Annotated in this window: 16 protein-coding genes; 10 read left to right on the forward strand and 6 right to left on the reverse strand. The window is 57.8% G+C overall.

What is annotated here, in order from left to right:
• Window positions 1–37 precede the first annotated feature (37 nt).
• Complete coding sequence (locus ACIGG6_RS00200; protein ID WP_399841073.1) at window positions 38–2488, reverse strand: sensor domain-containing protein; 2451 nt, start codon at window positions 2486–2488, stop codon at window positions 38–40.
• Between the two features lie 137 nt (window positions 2489–2625).
• Between ACIGG6_RS00200 and hemC the strand changes: the two genes are divergently transcribed.
• From hemC to ACIGG6_RS00220, 4 genes are read left to right on the forward strand one after another with little or no spacing between them, the layout of a single operon-like run.
• Window positions 2626–3570 (forward strand): hydroxymethylbilane synthase, encoded by a 945-nt coding sequence (gene hemC / locus ACIGG6_RS00205; protein ID WP_253502872.1) that lies wholly within the window; start codon window positions 2626–2628, stop codon window positions 3568–3570.
• A complete protein-coding gene (locus ACIGG6_RS00210; protein ID WP_253502868.1) occupies window positions 3567–4319 on the forward strand; it encodes a uroporphyrinogen-III synthase in 753 nt (250 codons plus the stop codon). The genes hemC and ACIGG6_RS00210 overlap by 4 nt, the downstream gene beginning before the upstream one ends.
• A gap of 43 nt (window positions 4320–4362) precedes the next feature.
• Window positions 4363–5802 carry a uroporphyrinogen-III C-methyltransferase gene (locus ACIGG6_RS00215; RefSeq protein WP_399841076.1) on the forward strand — a complete coding sequence of 480 codons (1440 nt, stop codon included), beginning with the start codon at window positions 4363–4365 and terminating at the stop codon, window positions 5800–5802.
• Window positions 5799–7061, forward strand: coding sequence for a heme biosynthesis HemY N-terminal domain-containing protein (locus tag ACIGG6_RS00220; RefSeq protein WP_253502863.1), 1263 nt, complete (start codon window positions 5799–5801; stop codon window positions 7059–7061). Before ACIGG6_RS00215 ends, ACIGG6_RS00220 begins: the two co-directional genes overlap by 4 nt.
• Window positions 7062–7117: 56 nt before the next feature.
• Here the strand turns inward: ACIGG6_RS00220 and mscL are convergent, their stop codons facing one another.
• The 3 genes from mscL to hglS form a co-directional block, all read right to left on the reverse strand.
• Window positions 7118–7609: a large conductance mechanosensitive channel protein MscL gene (gene mscL, locus ACIGG6_RS00225; RefSeq protein ID WP_399841077.1), complete on the reverse strand. Its 492-nt coding sequence runs from the start codon at window positions 7607–7609 to the stop codon at window positions 7118–7120.
• Window positions 7610–7720: 111 nt separating this feature from the next.
• Entirely contained in the window at window positions 7721–8167 is a 447-nt protein-coding gene (gene aroQ, locus ACIGG6_RS00230; RefSeq protein ID WP_253502857.1) for a type II 3-dehydroquinate dehydratase, read from the reverse strand.
• Between the two features lie 53 nt (window positions 8168–8220).
• Window positions 8221–9591 (reverse strand): 2-oxoadipate dioxygenase/decarboxylase HglS, encoded by a 1371-nt coding sequence (gene hglS / locus ACIGG6_RS00235; protein WP_399841079.1) that lies wholly within the window; start codon window positions 9589–9591, stop codon window positions 8221–8223.
• A 195-nt stretch (window positions 9592–9786) separates the two neighbouring features.
• On the opposite strand from hglS, the gene ACIGG6_RS00240 reads away from it, so the two are divergent.
• Both ACIGG6_RS00240 and ACIGG6_RS00245 read left to right on the forward strand, forming a co-directional pair.
• Window positions 9787–10656, forward strand: a complete 870-nt coding sequence (locus ACIGG6_RS00240; RefSeq protein ID WP_399841081.1) for a DUF72 domain-containing protein — start codon at window positions 9787–9789, stop codon at window positions 10654–10656.
• A gap of 155 nt (window positions 10657–10811) precedes the next feature.
• Entirely contained in the window at window positions 10812–12155 is a 1344-nt protein-coding gene (locus tag ACIGG6_RS00245; RefSeq protein ID WP_399841083.1) for a sodium-dependent transporter, read from the forward strand.
• A 49-nt stretch (window positions 12156–12204) separates the two neighbouring features.
• Here ACIGG6_RS00245 and ACIGG6_RS00250 read toward each other — a convergent pair whose 3' ends face one another.
• Window positions 12205–12423: a PA3496 family putative envelope integrity protein gene (locus ACIGG6_RS00250; RefSeq protein WP_044629316.1), complete on the reverse strand. Its 219-nt coding sequence runs from the start codon at window positions 12421–12423 to the stop codon at window positions 12205–12207.
• A 254-nt stretch (window positions 12424–12677) separates the two neighbouring features.
• On the opposite strand from ACIGG6_RS00250, the gene hexR reads away from it, so the two are divergent.
• From hexR to ACIGG6_RS00265, 3 genes are all read left to right on the forward strand, one after another.
• Entirely contained in the window at window positions 12678–13532 is an 855-nt protein-coding gene (gene hexR, locus ACIGG6_RS00255) for a transcriptional regulator HexR (protein ID WP_044629315.1), read from the forward strand.
• Window positions 13533–13622: 90 nt separating this feature from the next.
• Window positions 13623–15821, forward strand: coding sequence for a DNA helicase II (gene uvrD / locus ACIGG6_RS00260; protein ID WP_399841086.1), 2199 nt, complete (start codon window positions 13623–13625; stop codon window positions 15819–15821).
• A gap of 145 nt (window positions 15822–15966) precedes the next feature.
• On the forward strand, window positions 15967–17055 hold the full coding sequence (locus ACIGG6_RS00265; protein ID WP_399841089.1) for a TRAP transporter substrate-binding protein: 1089 nt from the start codon (window positions 15967–15969) through the stop codon (window positions 17053–17055).
• Between the two features lie 77 nt (window positions 17056–17132).
• Here the strand turns inward: ACIGG6_RS00265 and ACIGG6_RS00270 are convergent, their stop codons facing one another.
• Window positions 17133–17546, reverse strand: a complete 414-nt coding sequence (locus ACIGG6_RS00270) for an acyl-CoA thioesterase (RefSeq protein ID WP_058577681.1) — start codon at window positions 17544–17546, stop codon at window positions 17133–17135.
• Window positions 17547–17688: 142 nt separating this feature from the next.
• On the opposite strand from ACIGG6_RS00270, the gene ACIGG6_RS00275 reads away from it, so the two are divergent.
• The gene (locus tag ACIGG6_RS00275) at window positions 17689–18621 is read left to right on the forward strand and encodes a PstS family phosphate ABC transporter substrate-binding protein (protein WP_399841092.1); all 933 of its coding nucleotides are present in this window, start codon (window positions 17689–17691) and stop codon (window positions 18619–18621) included.
• The last annotated feature ends 24 nt before the right edge of the window (window positions 18622–18645 follow it).

Below are 18645 nucleotides of genomic sequence, written 5' to 3' on the forward strand. Positions count from 1 at the left end.
TCACTGCGTAGAGCAGCATGCCGTTTTATGGCAGTGTTTATAACGAGGTAGGAGATTCTTGGCTAGCAACGACTACTAGCGGCGTTTTCAAATATGCCTTCAGCGCACTCAAGGCCATGGGACGAGCAAAGTAGTAGCCTTGGAAATGGTCGCACTGCAGGGTACGCAGGAAGTGAAACTGCTCGGCGGTTTCAACGCCTTCAATTAACACCTCGAGTCCCAACTTATCTGCCATGGTGACAACGCCCTCTACAATAGCGGCGTCACGGGAATCAACGGCCACATCGCCCACAAACGAGCGGTCAACCTTCAGCTTATTGATGGGTAGGCGTTTTAGATAGCTAAGGCTTGAGAAACCGGTGCCAAAGTCATCCAGAGCAATGTGCACGCCCAGTTGGCGCAGGGCCTGTAAGGCCTGAATGGTGTGTTCGGCGCTATCCATTAACACACCTTCGGTCAGCTCCAGCTCTAATAGCGCGGGGGGCAAGCCACTACGCGCCAGCACCTGCTTTACGGAGTCTAAAAAGCCTGGGCGCTGAAACTGCATGGGTGATACGTTAATCGCCATGGTTATGGGGGTCGCGCTTTCGGCATTGAGCACCACCGCATCGCGGCAGGCGGTTTCCATCACCCACTCACTGATGGGAATAATCTGCCCGGTATCCTCGGCCAAAGGAATAAACTGCCCTGGCGGGATGTTGCCACGCTCTGGGTGGTACCAACGGATCAGCGCTTCAACCCCAGCGACCCGCCCGCTATGGCGAATTTGCGGCTGGTAATGGAGCTCAAACTGCTCCTGCTCAATGGCCTGCTGCAGGGCATGGCGCAAATTCACCCGCTCGGTGACCTTGCGGTTAAGTTCGTCGGTATACCATTGAAAGGTGTTGCGCCCCCTGCGTTTGGCCTTGTACATGGCAAGGTCGGCCTGCTGAATGAGCTGACGCGGCGTTTGAATAGTGCCATCGTTGGTGGCGATCCCAATACTGGCAGTAATTCTTAGCTCGTTGCTGCGATACCAGTAAGGTGCCGAAACTCGTGCCAGCAGCCGCTCGACCACCTGTAATACATCGTCTTCGTGGGCTAAATCCGGCAACAGTACGATAAACTCATCGCCGCCAAATCGGGCCACGGTGTCCCAGGGGCGCAGCTCCTCCTCCAAGCGCTTGGCGACCTCTAGCAAAATATAGTCGCCCACTTCATGGCCGAGGGTGTCATTGATTGGCTTAAAGTCGTCTAAATCAATGAACAGCACTGCTAAATAACGCTGGTAGCGTCTGGCTAACAAACAACCTTGGGCAAGGCGCTGGTCCAGCAGCAGCCGGTTGGGCAGCCCGGTCAGCGCATCGTGATTGGCGTTATGGCTCAGCTGGGCCTGATACTCTCGTTGGGCGGTAATATCGTTTTGCGCACCGATAAAATGAGTGACTACGTCAGCTTCATCGCGCACCGGGGAGATATAAAGATCGTTCCAGAAAGGCGCGCCGTTACGGCGATAGTTGCGAATCACCACGTGCACATCGCGCTGCTCTTTGATGCCTTTGCGCAATTGCGCTAGGGTCGCAGGGTCCGTGTCGATTCCTTGTAGAAAACGGCAGTTGCGGCCCAGCGCGGCCTCTCGCGAGTAGCCGGTGATGCGCTCAAAGGCCGCATTCACATACACCATCGGCAGATCAGGACGCTGAGCATCCACAATGACCACGCCATTGGTGCTGGACTCCACGCTGCGCTCCAGCAGCGTCAACTGCCGTTCAGTGTCTTTGCGCTCGGTAATATCCTGAGTAGAGCCCTGAACTTGAATAATTTTCCCTAGCTCATCGCGCACCGCTCGGCCAATCACTCGCACCCAACGCCGTCGCCCCTGCTGGGTAATAATCTCCAGCTCTTCGTCAAAACTTATCCCCTTCTCACAGCAGTTGGTAAACACGGCTTGAATACGCGACCGAGAGCTTGGCGTGTAAAAAGCAATCGCCTCCTCCAGCGTGGGCTGGTGGCCAACAGGCATATCGTGAAGGCGGCACACCTCCTCCGACCAGATCGGCAGCCCCACCGCTAAATCCATATACCAGCCGCCTATATGAGCTGTCTCACCGGCAATACGGAACAGCCGCTGATTGCGCCGTAGCTGCTTTTCCACCGCTTTGCGACGAGAGATATCTCGGGCGATCACATAAATCACCTGCTCACCGGCAGAAGCGGACACTTCCAACCAAACGCGCCTGCCATCTACCGCTAACGCACAAATATCGAAGGCATTAACTTTTTCACCCCGGCATACCCTTGCCAACGCTGCTTCGATAACGGGATGATCACGTGGCTCTACCACGACACCACAGGGCCTACCCAGCAGCGCTTCTGCTTGGTAACCCAGTAGCGACTCAAAGGTTGGGTTGATGCTGAGCAGCGTGCCCGCAAAGTCGATGCAGCAGAACAAATCCTGCGAAAGCAGAAAAAATTGGTCTAGCTTGCCTTGCGGTTCAACAGGGGGCATGGCATTTCCTAACAGGCGTTAAACGCGTTCAGCGCTGGCCCTAAATTCGGCCGGTTATTTTTACTGTGTGGCTGGGTGCTTTATGATGAGAATTATCACAGTTCGACGCGCCGTGTCAGCGGCAAAGGGAGAATCAGGTGTCATCCATCACTAAATTGCGCATCGCCACGCGTAAAAGTCAGTTGGCCATGTGGCAGGCCGAGTACGTCCGCGACCGCTTGATGGCGGCACATAGCGGTCTGGAAGTTGAGCTTGTCCCCCTCTCCACCAAAGGCGACAAAATTCTCGATACGCCTCTCTCCAAAATTGGTGGCAAAGGGCTATTCGTCAAGGAGCTTGAAGACGCCATGCTGGATGGACGCGCCGATATTGCCGTGCACTCCATGAAAGATGTGCCCATGCACTTCCCGGAAGGCTTAGGGCTTTCGGTGATTTTGGAAGGTGCTGATCCCACCGATGCGTTTGTGTCCAATCACTATAACAGCATAGATGAACTGCCCGAAGGCGCACGTATCGGCACTGCCAGCCTGCGCCGCGGATTGCAGATGCGCGAAGCGCGCCCAGATCTACAGATTCTCAACCTACGCGGCAATGTACAAACTCGCCTTGGCAAGCTCGACGATGGTGAATTTGACGCTATTATTCTGGCGACCTCTGGCCTGCAGCGCTTAGGCCTCGACGCCCGTATTGCACAGGCGCTGCCACCTGAGATTTGCCTGCCCGCCTGCGGTCAAGGGGCGCTGGGCATTGAGTGTCGCCTGCACGACCCCGAGTTGATCACGCTGCTTGCCCCGCTGGACGACCAGGACACCGCTACTCGCGTTCGAGCAGAGCGCGCCATGAACACGCGCCTGGAAGGTGGCTGCCAAGTGCCGATTGCCGGGCACGCCGTACTGGATAAAGCCAACGATACCCTGTGGCTGCGCGGGCTAGTGGGCAACCCAGAGGGCACCGAGGTACTGCGTGCCGAGGGCCGTGGCTCTATCCATGAGCCGGAAGCGCTCGGCATTCGTATTGCCGAAGAGCTGCTGGATCAAGGCGCTGGCGATATCTTGGCAGAGGTTTACGGCCGCAACGTATGAGCCAGCCGGTACTGATTTGCCGCCCAGGGGAGCGGGGCGAAGCGCTGGCTGATGCCCTGCGGGCAAGCGAAGGCTGGGTGGAGTCGCTTGACGTGATGCATCTGGAAGCGCTGCCTGAAGATGCTACGCAGCGCCAAGTCTGGTTGGATATTGATCAGTACCATAAGATAGTGGTGGTCAGCCCCTTTGCCGCTTACTGTTTAAGCGAGGCGCTGGATCGCTACTGGCCGCAGCTACCTATCGGTATTGATTACTATAGCGTTGGACGGGGCACTGCCAGCATACTGTTCGATCAGCTTGGGGTTCGGGTACGTATTCCTCCGCCCCAGCAGGGTGAAGACACCAGCGAAGCGCTGCTTTCGCTAGCGTCGCTTCGCCACCTAGCACATCAACGAGTGCTGCTGGTGGCAGGAGAAGGCGGCCGCACGCTGATCGCCGACACTCTAGCGGCACGCGGGGCCACTATTACCCGGCTGGCGGTCTATCGGCGGGTTTATCAGCCGCCTTCGCCAGCGATGCAAAAGCGCCTCGCCACAGGTGCCTACCGGGCGCTGATCGTCACCAGCGGCGAACTGCTTGAATATCTGGCAAAATGGTGTGGTCCAGCAGCGTTGAACCAACCGCTAATCGTTTCCAGTCACCGTTTAGCTACACTGGCCGGTAAACTGGGTTTTTGTGACCTCAAGGTGGCGTCGGGAGCAACGCCGGCTGCGCTGGTGGCCGCGTTGGATCGGTCCTGCAACCCATAGGGTGCCGATGTCGATCAAGGAACTTAATAAGGGCTAGCGACAGATGAGCAAACAACCAAACGAGCAGGAAGGCGTTAACAACACGTCTGCCGATGCATCCCAAGATAACGCGCAATTGAGCGATACTACGGCATCATCGGCGAAAAGCGAGTCGACTGCTGGCAGCGCCTCCTCCTCTTACGCGGCTAAGAACAGCCGCTCGCGCCGCCGCAATAAAGGTGGCTCAAGCGCTTCGACTACCAGCGCTTCAAATGCCAGTGCACCCACGTCCGGCACGGCAAGCACTGCGCAGGCCAACGCCCCAAAAGATACCAAAGCGACGGCAGCAGACACCAAGCCGACCGCCACAGCAACACCTGCAGCGTCCACCTCCTCGAAAAGCGGCAGTACATCCGCTACTGGAGGCCCAGGCAAGCCGACTCCGCCCTCCTCTACCGGTGGCGGCAGCAGCAAAGGTGGCGGCGTAGCCCTTGCCCTGGTGATTATCCTGGCACTCGCCCTGGGTCTGGTAGCATGGCAAGGCTGGCAGCGCCTGGATAGTCAGCAGCAGCGTTTAGATGAGCTGGCGCAGCAAGCCCAGAATAGCGCTTCTCAGCAGGCCGTTAGCGACCTTGAAACACGTATCGATGAGAGCGAAGCCGAGCGCGGCCAGGCGCTAGACAGCACCATGAGCGAACTGCGTAGCGAGCTGGATAGCTACCGCAGCGAAGTGAACGGCACGCTGGACGACGTTCTGGCTCAGCTCTCCCAAGAGCAGGACACTGACGAGCGCGACTGGCTACACGCCGAAGCCGCCTACCTGCTGCGCCTGGCTAATCAGCGCCTACAGTTAGAAGGCGATGTGGAAGGTGCCGCCGCGCTGCTGCGTACCGCCGATGCCCGCCTAGCCGATGCTGATAACCCGTCACTGACGCCCGTGCGTCGCGAGATTGCCAACGAGCTCGCTGCGCTAGACGCCGTACCCCAAGTAGACCGTACCGGTATTTACCTGGCCCTGAATGCCCAGCAAGAGCGCGTGGCAGGCCTGCGCCTGTCTCAAGAAATTGAAGAGCGCGCCGTGACCTCAGGTATCGAACAGCCACCTACCGGCACTTTCCAGCGTCAGCTAGCCCGCTTTGGTGAAGAGCTGAAAGATCTCGTGGTGATTCGTCAGCACGATGAAGCGCTGGAAGCCCTAATCACGCCTGAGCAAGAGTCTTACCTGCGTCAGAGCCTGCGCCTGATTCTCGAGCAGTCTCAGTTAGCGCTGCTCAAAGAGGAGCCGGAGCTATATGAAGCGAGCATCGACAAAGCCCTGGAACTGCTGAACGGCTACTACGATACCGAGCGTGAAGAGACTCAGAGCGTGATTGCCCGTCTGCAAGAGCTGAAGCAGGTTCAGGTACAGCCTGAGCTGCCGGACATCAGTGCCTCTCAACAAGCGCTGGCCAGCTTCATCGACAACCGCTTCGAGTCGCGCCGTCAGGATGGAGGTGATGCATGAGAAAACTCATCCTGCTGATCGTTGCGGGCCTCGCGGTTGGCGCGCTCTTTGGGCACCTGATGATGTCGGTGCCCGGCTACTGGCTGATCCGCGTTGGTGACACCTCGGTTCAAACCTCGTTCTGGTTTGGTCTGGTGCTGCTGCTGGGTGCCTTTATTGTGCTGCACTTCGCGCTGCGCCTGCTTACCGGCATTATTCGCCCGGTTGGTCGCTTCCGTACCTGGAACAGCCGCGCCCGTAACCGACGCGCCATGAAACGCACCGTGCGTGGTTTGGTGGCACTCACCGAAGGCCGCTGGAAAAAAGCCGAGAAAACCTTGGTGCGCGCCGCCGACGACTCCAGCACACCGCTGGTGAACTACCTATCGGCCGCGCTGGCAGCCCACTATCAGGGCGACCACGAGAAGTCCCAGGAGCATCTGAACCAGGCCCAGCTGACCACCGACGGCGCGGATACCGCCATTGGCCTGATGCAGGCGCAGCTGATGATTGACCGTCAGCAGCCGGAAGAGGCTCTGGCAATTCTCAATCGCCTGGATAAGCAGCTCACCAATCACCCGCAGGTACTGAAGCTTTTGAAGCAGGTACACCTGAGCGTCAACGACTGGGAAGGCCTGCGCCGCCTAATTCCACGCCTGGCTGCGCAGAGGCTGATTACCCAGCAAGAGCGCGAACAGCTGGAACTCAAAGCGTATCGCGAGCTGATCATCTTCGAAGCGAAGAACCCCACCAATATCGAACGGGTTCGCGGGCTGTGGGCGGATATGCCCGACTACCTGCGCGGCAATACCGAGCTGATCGTGCTCTATACCGAGGCACTGCTGCACGCCAACGAAGAGCCGATTGCCGAGCGTCTGCTGAACCACTCGCTGGACAACCACTGGGACGCCCGCTTAGTGAAGCGCTACGGCCTGCTCAACGTGGATGCCGCTCGCCAGCTCGCCAAGGCCGAAAAGTGGCTACAAGAGCGCCCCAACGACCCCGAGCTGCTGCTCGCCTGTGGCCGCCTGTCGCTGCGTGTGGGCCAGTGGGAAAAAGCGCTGGAGTACTTTGAAGCCAGCCAGCGCCAGCGCCCCAATGGCGAAGTGTGTGCCGAGCTTGCCCGCCTCTACGCAAGCCTAGGCGAGCACAACAAGAGCCAGCTCTACTATCGCCACAGTGTTGATATGCTAGCCAAATCTCTGCCATCGCTGCCACAACCCAGCGATGCCAGTGACAGCACGCAAAGCGATAAGAAAGCAGCGAAAAAGACGGCGTAACCGCCTTCTGCAACGCAAAAAGGGTGCCCACGGGCACCCTTTTTTATGACGCTTCGCTACACGCTCTCGGCAGGCTTCTCTGGGGTCGCCGCCTGTAGCTCAGACGTACAGTGACCACAGCGAACGGCCTTGATCGGCACCACCATCAAACAGTAAGGGCAGGGCTTTTCGGTCGGGTCTGCCGGTGCCACCGCCTCTTCGCGCTTTAAGCGGTTGATGGTACGCACCAGCAAAAACACCACGAACGCGACGATGGAGAAGCTCACCACCGCGTTGATAAACAGCCCCACGTTCAGCGTCACCGCCCCCGCCGCTTGAGCTTCCGCCAAGGTGGCATAGGGCGCTCCCGCCACGCCTTCCCGCAATACAACAAACAGATTCGAAAAATCGATTCCACCCACCAGCAAGCCAATCAGCGGGTTCATTACGTCCTTGACGAGACTTTGCACAATCAGCGTAAATGCCCCGCCAATGATGATACCCACCGCCATATCAATCACATTGCCCTTAACGGCAAACTCGCGGAATTCCCGAAAAAATTTAGCCATACCCCACCCATCCTTACCAAGCCAATGAAACGCCAAGGGCTAAGTTGCCCTGAGAGAAGGATGGGCCACGGTTAAAAGTGCGGCAAGGGCTAACGATACAAGGGAGTTATATTATTGATGGGAGGCAGCCATCACCGCCTCTAGCGCCGCTTTATATCCCTGCACGCCTAGGCCAGCAATCACGCCATCGGCCCGTAGCGAGACATAGGAGTGGTGGCGAAACGACTCGCGCTTATGCACGTTGGAGAGATGGACTTCGATGACCTGGCCATCAAAGGCGTTCAATGCATCGAGGATCGCCACCGAGGTATGGGTGTAGGCCGCCGGGTTGATAATAATGGCCTGCGTGCCATCCACCCTCGCTGCGTGGATGGCGTCGATGAGCGCGCCTTCATGGTTACTTTGCAGGCAGGTGATGTCCCAGCCTGCCATTACCGCTTTTTCGCGCAGCAGGTTATTCACATCGTCCAGTGTGTCATAGCCATAAATCTCTGGCTGACGCGTACCTAATAAATTGAGATTAGGCCCATGTAACACCAATACTTTGCCCTGCTGCATAGCGCTCTCCTGCGGTGATGTGGTTAACCATGTCTTGTGTTAGTCAGCACGTTCTAACACCTTCCCCCAAGCGCTGCCAGCGCCTTATCCAGTGATGCCTGCTGGCGGCTTGCATACAGCGCAATCTCATCAATCACGGAGGCCCCCAGGTCACGTTCGAATTGGGCTTGGTTGGCTTGGCTTGCGTATTCGTCGCGCTGCTCGCCGCCCAGGTTCGACTGGAAGATGCCCGCCGCGCTAACCGGCAGAAAGTCCTCATAAATCATTGGCTGGCAAGTCAGCGCGCCTTGCTCGATGAGTGCTTCAAGGGTATCCGCGTTGATCTGCGCGGGAAGCGATACGTTGGTATCTGGCACCGCTTGGTAGTGGAAGAACGCGAGCCCTTCACGACGCAGCGTGGCGTGGTCGTCTGGGAATGCTTGGAACACCTCGGCCAGCTGCGCCTGATGAGCGCTGTTATCTTTAGTGGGAGGCAACTGCTGCGACTTGGCCAGCAGGCGGTCGTATAGCGCGCGTCCTTTCTGGGTGAGCGCAACGCCACGCTGCTCGATCTCACCAAAGCGGGCGGTATGGAGCCCCACCACGCTGTCGGCAAAGGTAATGGTCTCTTCCAGCGCTTTGAAGCTGGTTTGGCGCAGTAGAATTGGGCAGCGGCGACGGGGCGGGCCTTCAATCACCGCCTTAGGGTCGATGCCAACACTCGGCATCTGCTGCTGTACTGCATCAATATCCAAAGTGCGCGGGGTTAAATGGTTGATATGCGGGCCTCTAAAGCTCACCACGTCGGCAATGAGCCGATGCTCCTGGTGTAAACGGTCATAGGTGGCGCGATCCACCGTCGCATCGTGGTGCCAGCGGAACGTATCCAGCGCGGCCTGAACAAACGCCTTGGCATCGGCTGCGTTTAAGCCACCTTGCTCTTCACAGCGGGCGATTAGCGCCTGGGCCTCGGGCGTGACGATCTCACGGCGAGAGAGAATTTCCCGGGCCTGCTCACGCAGCTGAGGGTTCTCGATGAGTTCAAGACGTAACAAGGAAGTAAATACGCGGAAGGGATTGCGCTTCAAGGCGTCATCATCCACCGGGCGAAACGCCGTGGAGTGCACCGGTACACCGGCAGCAGCCAGGTCGTAATACCCCACGGGATGCATGCCCATCACCGCAAACATACGCCGTAGCAGTGACAGCTCTTCAGGCAAACCAACGCGGATCGCTCCATGGCGCTCAACGCTAAGGCGCGCTAGCTCATCCGATGATTTGAGCGTGTGGGCTAAGGCGGCATCTTGGGCCAGCACATCATGATTCACGCTCTCCACCAGCGAGAGCAGCGTGCCATATTGCGGCACTTCCTGTTGATACATCGCCGACATCGCTTTGGAAAATTGATCGCGAATATCGTCGGCGCTTACATAAGCAGCATCCATGGGGCGTCCTGTTGGTCATCTTGTGAGTGTTATGACGATTACCATAGTAGCGCTGCAGCGACGGGGAAAATTGCATAAATTTGGCCGTTATCTTCATTAACACGCCTTGAGCCCCCGCCACAGCCCATGGTGTTACGGTTACACTAAGCTTTTCTGTTTCGACAATTCTACGTTTCGACAAAGGCCACCGCTTAGATGACTGCCTCACGCTCGCCGCTACCGCTCTATCTGGGCTTGCCCATGTGGGCCAATCAGGATTGGCAGGGCAGCCTCTACCCGCGCCAAGCCAAAACCGACCTGCTCAGTGATTACGCGGCAGTGTTTTCCAGCGTGGAGGGCAATACGACGTTTTACAGCGGCGCACCTAAGCCCGATACCATCGCTGCCTGGGCGCGCCAAGCACCCGCCCATTTTCGCTTTTGTTTTAAACTGCCCGCCAGCGTGACGCACGACCAGCGTCTTGGCAGCTTAGCCTCCGCCTGGGAGTTTTTAGAGGCACTGATGCCGCTACATGACCGGCTTGGTCCAACCATGGTCCAACTACCGCGTGATTTCGGCCCCTCAGAGCTACCTAAACTCGAAGCATTGCTCGCTCACTGGCCAACGCAGCTGCCCTGCGCTGTCGAGGTGCGTCATCCTGTTTTTTTCCACAAGGGTGAGGAAGAGAAAGCCCTCAACCGATTGTTGATAACTTATGGTGCCAACCGTGTGATGCTGGATGTACGCCCGGTGTTCTCGACCCCTGCCAACGGCCATCCGGGCCTTGCTCACGCTCAGCAGGAAAAACCGAAACTCCCGTTACACGTGCTCTCCACGGCAGAGCAACCGATTATTCGCTTCATCGGCCATATTGACAAAGCCATCAATACCCGCTATTTCGCTCCGTGGATAGAGCGCCTAGAACTGTGGATAAGTCAGGGGAAAACCCCTTTCTTATTTGTGCATACAGCGGATAACCGCGAGTCCCCCGAGATGGCTCGCCACCTGTACCACACCCTTCAACAGCACATCGCCCTGCCTGAGCTTGAACCCTTTGCCGATGAAAAGCAGAGCCAGCTGTTTTAAGCCGTCTTTTTAGATGAGCTGACTGGCAAGCCCTACCATGATCGGATAAATTGCGCGTTCTTTCGGAAAAGTACGCTGGCAATTTCTCTATTTCCGAAAATCGGCGCACTGCGCCGATAACGACTCATTATAATTGAACGTAACACAGGTGATTTATGGCAAAACTTGCACATGCACAGTGGTCATCTCGTATGACCTTTGTGCTAGCCGCAGCGGGTTCAGCGGTTGGCTTAGGGAATATTTGGAAGTTCCCTTATATGGTAGGTGAAAGCGGCGGGGCTGCTTTCGTATTTGTTTACCTGCTCTGTATTGGGCTCATTGGCTTGCCCATTCTTGTTTCTGAGTGGCTTATCGGGCGGCGCGGTCAGAAAAACCCTGCGAGCACGATGTCCGAGCTGGCACGCCAAGCCAATAAATCCAGTATGTGGGCCGTGGTTGGCATCAGCGGAATCATTGGGGCGTTTTTAATTCTGTCGTTCTATAGCGTGATCGGCGGCTGGTCGCTCTACTACACCCTTAACTCCGTCACTGGCACCTTCAGTGGTCAAGATGCCGACGGCATCGGCGCGCTGTTTAACGGCATGCTCAGCAATCCTGGGTTGCTGTTGCTAGGCCACTCTGCCTTTATGCTCTTGGTGATTGGCATTGTGGCTCAGGGTGTCACGAAGGGTCTGGAAGGCGCTGTGCGCATCTTGATGCCGGTGTTGGCGCTACTGCTGGTTGTGCTGATCGGCTATGGCATGTCGACCGGCCATTTTGGCCAAGCGCTGGAGTATATGTTTAACCCGGATTGGAGCAAGCTAAGCGCAGAGACAGTCCTGGCAGCGTTAGGGCACGCCTTTTTCACCCTTTCGCTGGGTATGGGCATTATGATGGCGTATGGCTCTTACTTGGGCAAAGAGATCAACCTGCTCCAAACCGCCCGTACCGTCATTATTATGGATACGGTGATCGCACTCGGGGCGGGGCTTGCGATCTTCCCCATCGTATTTGCAAACAACCTTGACCTAGCCTCAGGCCCTGGGCTGATCTTTGTTACGCTGCCCTTAGCATTTGGCAATATGGACGGCGGCTCTCTGCTCGGTTTGATGTTCTTCCTATTGCTCACTTTTGCGGCTCTGACCTCAGCCATTTCGCTGCTTGAGCCGGTGGTGGAGCTGATTGAAGAGCGCACTCCGTTGTCTCGCGTGGTCGCGACGATTGTTGCCGGCGTGGGGGCTTGGGCGCTGGGTATTGCCGCTCTGCTCTCCTTCAACGTGTGGAGCGAGCCGCTCATGTTCGGTATGGGCGTGTTCGACCTACTGGATACGCTGACCAGCAAAATCATGCTGCCGCTTACCGGTTTAGGCGCGATTCTCTTCGCTGCGTGGTGCTTAGAGCGCAAGAGTGTCGAGGCTGAGCTTGGGCTGTCAGCCACTGGCGTAAGCGTATGGAACATCATCGCGCGCTATGTAGCGCCCGCGGGTGTCATCGCTGTCTTCGTCACAGGCTTACTCTAAGCCGTTACGGCCCCGCTAGCTGGCGGGGCTGTTCTATCAAACGCTGTTTTTAGTGCAATTCGCTCTCTTGCGGTTCGTCATCGTCCGGCATGGGAGCGATATCCCGCGATAGTTTCTGAAACTCCCGATGCAGCTCAATCCCTCTGCGTGCCCTTAGGCTACGCTGGGCGGCGCTGCGCCGACGTTGGGCATGCTCATCGACCTCCATACTCATGAATATGTCGAGCAATTCGCTTTTTACCGAGGTCATTCGTTCGACGTTTCTCATGATCGACGCTCCTCCAGGTGAAGTTGCCTACGTCCACCTGCATCCGTGACGACTGATTTTTAAATGATGCAGTGCGGCACGTCACTTCTTACTATAACCTACTTGACAAAATGATGACGATTCTTGAAGAAAGGGGTTAACGCCCTTTAAACGGCAGCCATTACGGGTGATTCCCGCTGCCCTCTTCCCGTCACTCAGGCATACTGTGGCCACCTAGGCTGCATAAGCACGATCAAGAATTTAAGGAGCTGAACGTGAGCCGCGCCCTGTTCGATGAAATGAGACGCCGCATGGAGCATTTTCGTCGCTCCGAACAAAAGGTAGCGCGGTTCGTGCTGCGTAACCCCGATGAAGTGATCCATATGCGGATCGTGGACCTTGCCACTGAGGCGAAGGTGAGCGAGCCCACCGTGGTGCGCTTTTGCCGTGCCCTTGGCTGCAACGGTTTCCAGGACTTCAAGCTTCAGCTCGCCCAGATGCTGGCCAGCGGTAGTCAGTTCGCCCAGTTCTCGATGAACGATAGCGACTCGGTGGCGGAGTTCTCTCACAGCATTTTTGACTCCACCGTCGGCACACTACTGTCGGTACGCGATCGGCTCGACAATGAAGCCTTGGGGCGAGCAGTGAATGCACTGGCCATGGCCAACCGGGTGGAGTTTTACGGCTTTGGTGCCTCCGGTGCCGTGGCGTTCGATGCTCAGCACAAGTTCTTCCGCCTGCAGATCTCGACCTCCGCCTACGCCGACCCGCACATGCAGAACATGTCGGCGGTGACGCTGCAAGAGGGCGATGTGGTGGTGGCGATTTCACAAACCGGGCGCACCAAGGCGCTGGTGGCCAGCGTGCGCTTGGCCCGCGAAGCGGGGGCTACGGTGATTGGCCTGTGCCCCAGCGAGTCCCCGCTGGCCCATGAAGTGAGCCTGCCGCTGTTTATCGATGTGCATGAAGATACCGAGATTTACACGCCGCTCAGCTCGCGCATCGCGCACTTGGTGCTGATCGACGTGCTGGCCGTTGGTGTCGCTAAAACCCGAGGCCCCAAACTCGCTGAGCAGCTTAAAGCGGTGAAAAAGAGCCTGACCACGCTGCGTTACCCAGACGACCACTAACGGCGGGCCAACGCGACGCACGCTGTATACCCAGCCAGTGAGCGGGCTGTGCTAAACTGACCGCCCATTTTCGAACCGGCAGCGGCTTATATGGACGACGTCACGGCGATACTTGATCAGCTCAACCCCGCCCAACGGGAGGCCGTTAGCGCCCCCCAGGGCAACCTACTGGTACTGGCGGGGGCTGGCTCCGGTAAAACCCGCGTGCTGGTTCACCGCATTGCCTGGCTGATGCAGGCCGAGGGGCTGTCTCCTTATGCGCTGCTGGCGGTCACGTTTACCAACAAAGCGGCACGGGAAATGCGCACGCGCTTAGAAGCGCTGCTGGGTATTTCCATGCGCCACGTGTGGGTCGGTACGTTCCACTCCATTGCCCACCGGCTGCTACGCACCCACTGGCAAGACGCCCGCTTGCCCCAACACTTTCAAATCATTGACTCCGACGACCAGCTCCGGCTGATCAAACGGCTGCTCAAAGATTACGCCATTGACGACGAGCGTTTCCCTCCCCGCCAGGTGCAGGGGTTTGTATCTGGCTGCAAAGAGGAAGGGCTGCGCCCGCATCAGGTCAACGTCAACGGTGATGGCTATTTGGCACAAATGGTCGAGCTGTACGAGCGCTACCAGCTCACCTGTGAACGCGGCGGGCTGGTGGATTTTGGCGAGCTGCTGCTGCGCAGCCTGGAGCTTCTGCGCGATAACCCGCCGTTGCTGAACCACTACCGCGAGCGCTTTGGGCATGTGCTGGTAGACGAGTTCCAAGATACCAACACCCTGCAGTACGCATGGTTGAAACTGCTCACCGGCCAGCAAACGCCGATGACGGCGGTGGGCGATGACGACCAGTCGATTTACGGCTGGCGTGGCGCCAAAGTGGAGAATATTCGCCGCTTTGAGGAGGAGTTTACCGATACCCATACGGTGCGTTTGGAGCAGAACTACCGCTCTACCAGCGCGATCTTGGAAGCCGCTAACACGCTGATTAGCCATAACAGCGAGCGGCTGGGTAAAAACCTCTGGACCGATGGCATCGAGGGCGACCCGATCTCGGTATACGCCGGGTTTAACGACCTGGAAGAAGCCCGCTATATCGTCGACACCATTAAAGAGAAGGTCGACGAGGGCTTTAAGCGCCGTGATGTGGCCATTCTTTACCGCTCTAACGCCCAGTCGCGGCTGCTGGAAGAGACGCTGATTCGCCAGGGGATGCCCTACCGCATCTACGGCGGCCACCGCTTTTATGAGCGGCTGGAGATCAAAAACGCCCTGGCCTACCTTCGCCTGCTGCTCAACCGGGACGACGACGCCTCCCTTGAACGCGTCATCAACGTGCCCACCCGAGGCATTGGCACCCGCACGGTGGAAATCGTCCGCCACCGCGCACGGGAACAGGGCGTTTCGCTCTGGCAGGCGCTCCACGACGCGATTCAGGACGGTACCTTAAGAGGCCGGGCGGGCAACGCCGTGCAAGCCTTCGCCAACCTGATCGAGCAACTCGATAACGACGCCGCCGGGTTACCGCTGCATGAAATTATTGACCATGTCACCGCGCAAACCGGGTTGATCGAGCACCACAAAAGCGAGCGTGGCGAGAAAGGCCAGGCGCGGGTCGAAAACTTGGAAGAGCTGGTCACCGCCGCGCGCGCCTTCACCCATGGCGACGCCTTTGAAACCCCGGAAGCGGGCGAAGGCATGGCGGCGCTGGAAGCATTTTTATCAGAAGCCGCCCTCAACGCAGGCGACCACGAAGCCGAAGAGTTCGAAGACAGCGTGCAGCTGATGACGCTGCACTCGGCGAAAGGGCTAGAGTTTCCGGTGGTATTTATCGCCGGTGTGGAGGAGGGGCTGTTCCCGCATAAGATGTCGGTGGAGGAGCCTGGGCGGCTCGAGGAGGAGCGCAGGCTTTGCTATGTGGGCGTTACCCGCGCCATGCAGAAGCTCTACCTGACCCACGCGGAAACCCGCCGCCTGCATGGCAAAGAGGTGTTTCCACGTCCGTCGCGCTTTCTGCGCGAACTGCCGCCCCACCTGCTGGAAGAAGTACGCCTAAGGGGCCATATCTCCCGCCCGGTGACCGCATCGCGGCAGAGCTTCGCCCAAACCAGTATCGAGAGCGACGGCGAGCTGCCCGCACTGCATGTCGGCCAGCGGGTCGAGCACCCGGTATTTGGTGAGGGGATTATTCTCAACGCCGAGGGCGAAGGTGCCCGTGCTCGCGTGCAGGTAAGCTTCGACGGTAACGGCGTGAAGTGGCTCGTGCTCGGGTTTGCCAAGCTTACGCCGCTTTAAAACCTATCGCCGTTTTAAAGCCTAAAAAGGGCAAGGGAAGACAGACACTTGCCCTATAAAAGCTGCTTAGCGCATACTGGCGGGCGGACACTGCGCTCACTGCGCTTATAAAAAAACAGCCTATAATTTCGGAGTCATGCCCGCCATGCAACGCCGCCAATTTTTGAAAACCGCCGGCCTGGGTGCCGCCGGTGTCGCTGCTGCCCCCTTTGTTTCTACCGCCAGCGCTAACGAAACCTACACCTGGGATATGGTCACCTCCTGGCCGAAGAATTTCCCCGCCCTTGGTACCGGTGCTAACGACTTTGCTCGTCGTGTGGAACAGCTCTCTAACGGCCGCATGCGCATTCGCGTTCACGGTGCAGGCGAGCTGGTACCGGCACTGGAAGTCTTTGATGCCGTCGCCGCTGGCACTGCTGAGATGGGTCACTCCGCGTCTTACTACTGGCGTGGCAAAGTCGCGGCTTCCCAGTTCTTTACCGCCGTGCCGTTTGGCATGACCACCACCGAAATGAGCGCGTGGCTGTACCACGGCGGTGGCCAGGAGCTGTGGGATGAGATCTACGCCAACCACAATCTGAAGCCGTTTGCTGTGGGCAACACCGGCACGCAGATGGCGGGCTGGTTCAAAAAAGAGATCAACTCCCTCGACGATATGCAGGGCCTGAAGCTGCGCTTGCCGGGTCTCGCCGGTGAAGCCATGAACGGCATCGGTGTGAGCACCGTGAACATGGCCGGTTCAGAAATCTTCACCTCGCTGCAAACCGGTGCGCTAGACGCCGCTGACTGGGTTGGCCCGTATAACGACCTGGCCTTTGGCCTGCACCAAGTGGCGGATTACTACTACACGTCAGTGTGGAACGAGCCCTCTGCCGTCCTTGAAGGCACCATCAACCTGGATGCCTGGAACGCGCTGCCGGAAGACCTGCAGGACGTGATTCGCGAAGCGGCCCGCGCTTCCAACTTGGCGATGATTAGCGAGTTTGCTTATCGCAACGCCCAGGCCCTAGAAACGCTGGTGGAAGAGCATGGCGTGCAGCTGCGCACCTTCCCGGAAGACGTGATGGCCGCGCTGTACGAGTCGTCTAAGGAGGCCATTCAGCGCCAAGTAGATAGCGACGAAGAGTCTCGCCGCGTGTACGAATCCTACTCGGCGTTCCAGAAAATACTGCGCCCGTTTAGCGATGCGGGTGAGTACGCTTACCTGAAGAGCCGCGACAACGTAGGTGCATAACCTGTTCTCGGCTAATGACAAAAGGGCGCCTCGGCGCCCTTTTTGCTGCTTTGTAGATAGAACAAGTGACAGAAAGCTTAGCCGTGTACGGCGCGAATACGCCCATTGTCGTCCAGCGCCACCATTACAAAGCGCGCTTCGGTGACTTTCTGGCGCTCTTCAATATGGCGGCCGTGGGGCGGGCGCACCCATACCTCTACATCAATTTTGATGGAGCTGTGGCCAATGTCTTGCACTTGAGTATACACGCTCACCATAGAGCCCACTCGCACAGGGCTGAGGAAATCCATCGCTTCAATGGCCACTGTGGCAGTGCGCCCACCGGCTTCGCGCCCGGCGGCCAATTCCGCCGCTTGATCCATTTGATTGACTAGCCAACCGCCAGGAATATCACCATAGAGATTGGTATCTTGTCGAGAAGCCAGTAACTTTAAGGTGAGCTGCCCTTTTGGGGCGGGTACATCGTCCAAGTCGGTGTCCAGCGGTGTCATAAGGTGGTCGCTTTGTAAGGTTATTGTTGTGATGTTACTCGGTGATACGGATGAGTGTCGTGTTGCTGCATCGCAACAGGCTGGCGATAGTTAATCATAAGAGGGGTGACGTTTGAAGGGCAATGGTTTGAAGCGCTATCGCTTGAGGTTTAACCAACACTACCGCCTCTGGTTGGCAGGCGGGCTGCTATTTTTTTGCGCCTGTGCTTGGGGGCAGCCAAGCCCTGTTGGGGGCACTTTAGGGGCGGTTGGCTCCGACACCATGGCGGGGCTAATGCTACGCTGGGGGGAAGCGTTACATCACCGCTACCCTGATATTACGCTGCAGTTCCAGGCGAGTGGTTCCGCCAGCGCACCGACCGCCTTGGTGGCAGGCACAACGCGCTTTGGGCCGATGTCGCGCCCGATGACCGAGAGCGAGCGCCAGCAGTTTATCGAACGTTACGGCTACCCCCCTCACGAGCTGAGCGTCGCTCGGGATGCCCTGTTGCTGGTGGTTCACCGTCATAACCCGCTGGCATCGCTAACCCGCAAGCAGGCCGATGCCATCTTTTCCACATCGCTGGACTGCGGAGGACCCCAACCCATTCGCCGCTGGGAAGACCTGCTGCCCGCAGATCAGTGGCCCTATGGAAAAATTGCCCTGCACGGCCGAAATTTAGCCTCGGGCACCCATGGGCTATTTCAGGAACGGGCGCTATGTAACGGCCAGTTTCGCCGCGATATTAGCGAACACCCCGGCTCTTCAGCGGTGATTGCCGCCGTAGGCGAATCCCCCAACGCCATGGGCTATGCGGGCTATAACCACTTAAATCCCATGGTACGCGCGCTACCGCTGATCAACGATAAAGGCACTGCTATTACCCCCAGCGTGGCGACAATTCAGGACGATACCTACCCGCTCTCGCGGGATCTCTACCTTTACGTTAACCTGCCGCCCGGTGAGAGACTGCCGCCCGCCGAGCAGGCGTTTCTTGAACTGATTTTCTCGGATGAAGGGCAACAAATTGTACAAGCCGCTGGCTTTGTGCCTTTGCCTCAGACCCAGCGCTCACCTCTACTGCTTGGCGACTAAACTGTCACTTAACTGTCATAAATA

Origin of the sequence: Vreelandella lionensis (assembly GCF_044543515.1) — a bacterium.
Taxonomy (GTDB): Bacteria; Pseudomonadota; Gammaproteobacteria; order Pseudomonadales; family Halomonadaceae; genus Vreelandella; species Vreelandella lionensis.

Excerpts from the sequence above, each read along its gene's own strand:
- ACIGG6_RS00200 (WP_399841073.1), bottom strand. The coding sequence starts at position 2,488 with ATGCCCCCTGTTGAACCGCAAGGCAAGCTAGACCAATTTTTTCTGCTT.
- ACIGG6_RS00210 (WP_253502868.1), top strand. The coding sequence starts at position 3,567 with ATGAGCCAGCCGGTACTGATTTGCCGCCCAGGGGAGCGGGGCGAAGCG.
- ACIGG6_RS00215 (WP_399841076.1), top strand. The coding sequence starts at position 4,363 with ATGAGCAAACAACCAAACGAGCAGGAAGGCGTTAACAACACGTCTGCC.
- ACIGG6_RS00220 (WP_253502863.1), top strand. The coding sequence starts at position 5,799 with ATGAGAAAACTCATCCTGCTGATCGTTGCGGGCCTCGCGGTTGGCGCG.
- mscL (WP_399841077.1), bottom strand. The coding sequence starts at position 7,609 with ATGGCTAAATTTTTTCGGGAATTCCGCGAGTTTGCCGTTAAGGGCAAT.
- aroQ (WP_253502857.1), bottom strand. The coding sequence starts at position 8,167 with ATGCAGCAGGGCAAAGTATTGGTGTTACATGGGCCTAATCTCAATTTA.
- hglS (WP_399841079.1), bottom strand. The coding sequence starts at position 9,591 with ATGGATGCTGCTTATGTAAGCGCCGACGATATTCGCGATCAATTTTCC.
- ACIGG6_RS00240 (WP_399841081.1), top strand. The coding sequence starts at position 9,787 with ATGACTGCCTCACGCTCGCCGCTACCGCTCTATCTGGGCTTGCCCATG.
- ACIGG6_RS00245 (WP_399841083.1), top strand. The coding sequence starts at position 10,812 with ATGGCAAAACTTGCACATGCACAGTGGTCATCTCGTATGACCTTTGTG.
- ACIGG6_RS00250 (WP_044629316.1), bottom strand. The coding sequence starts at position 12,423 with ATGAGAAACGTCGAACGAATGACCTCGGTAAAAAGCGAATTGCTCGAC.
- uvrD (WP_399841086.1), top strand. The coding sequence starts at position 13,623 with ATGGACGACGTCACGGCGATACTTGATCAGCTCAACCCCGCCCAACGG.
- ACIGG6_RS00265 (WP_399841089.1), top strand. The coding sequence starts at position 15,967 with ATGCAACGCCGCCAATTTTTGAAAACCGCCGGCCTGGGTGCCGCCGGT.
- ACIGG6_RS00270 (WP_058577681.1), bottom strand. The coding sequence starts at position 17,546 with ATGACACCGCTGGACACCGACTTGGACGATGTACCCGCCCCAAAAGGG.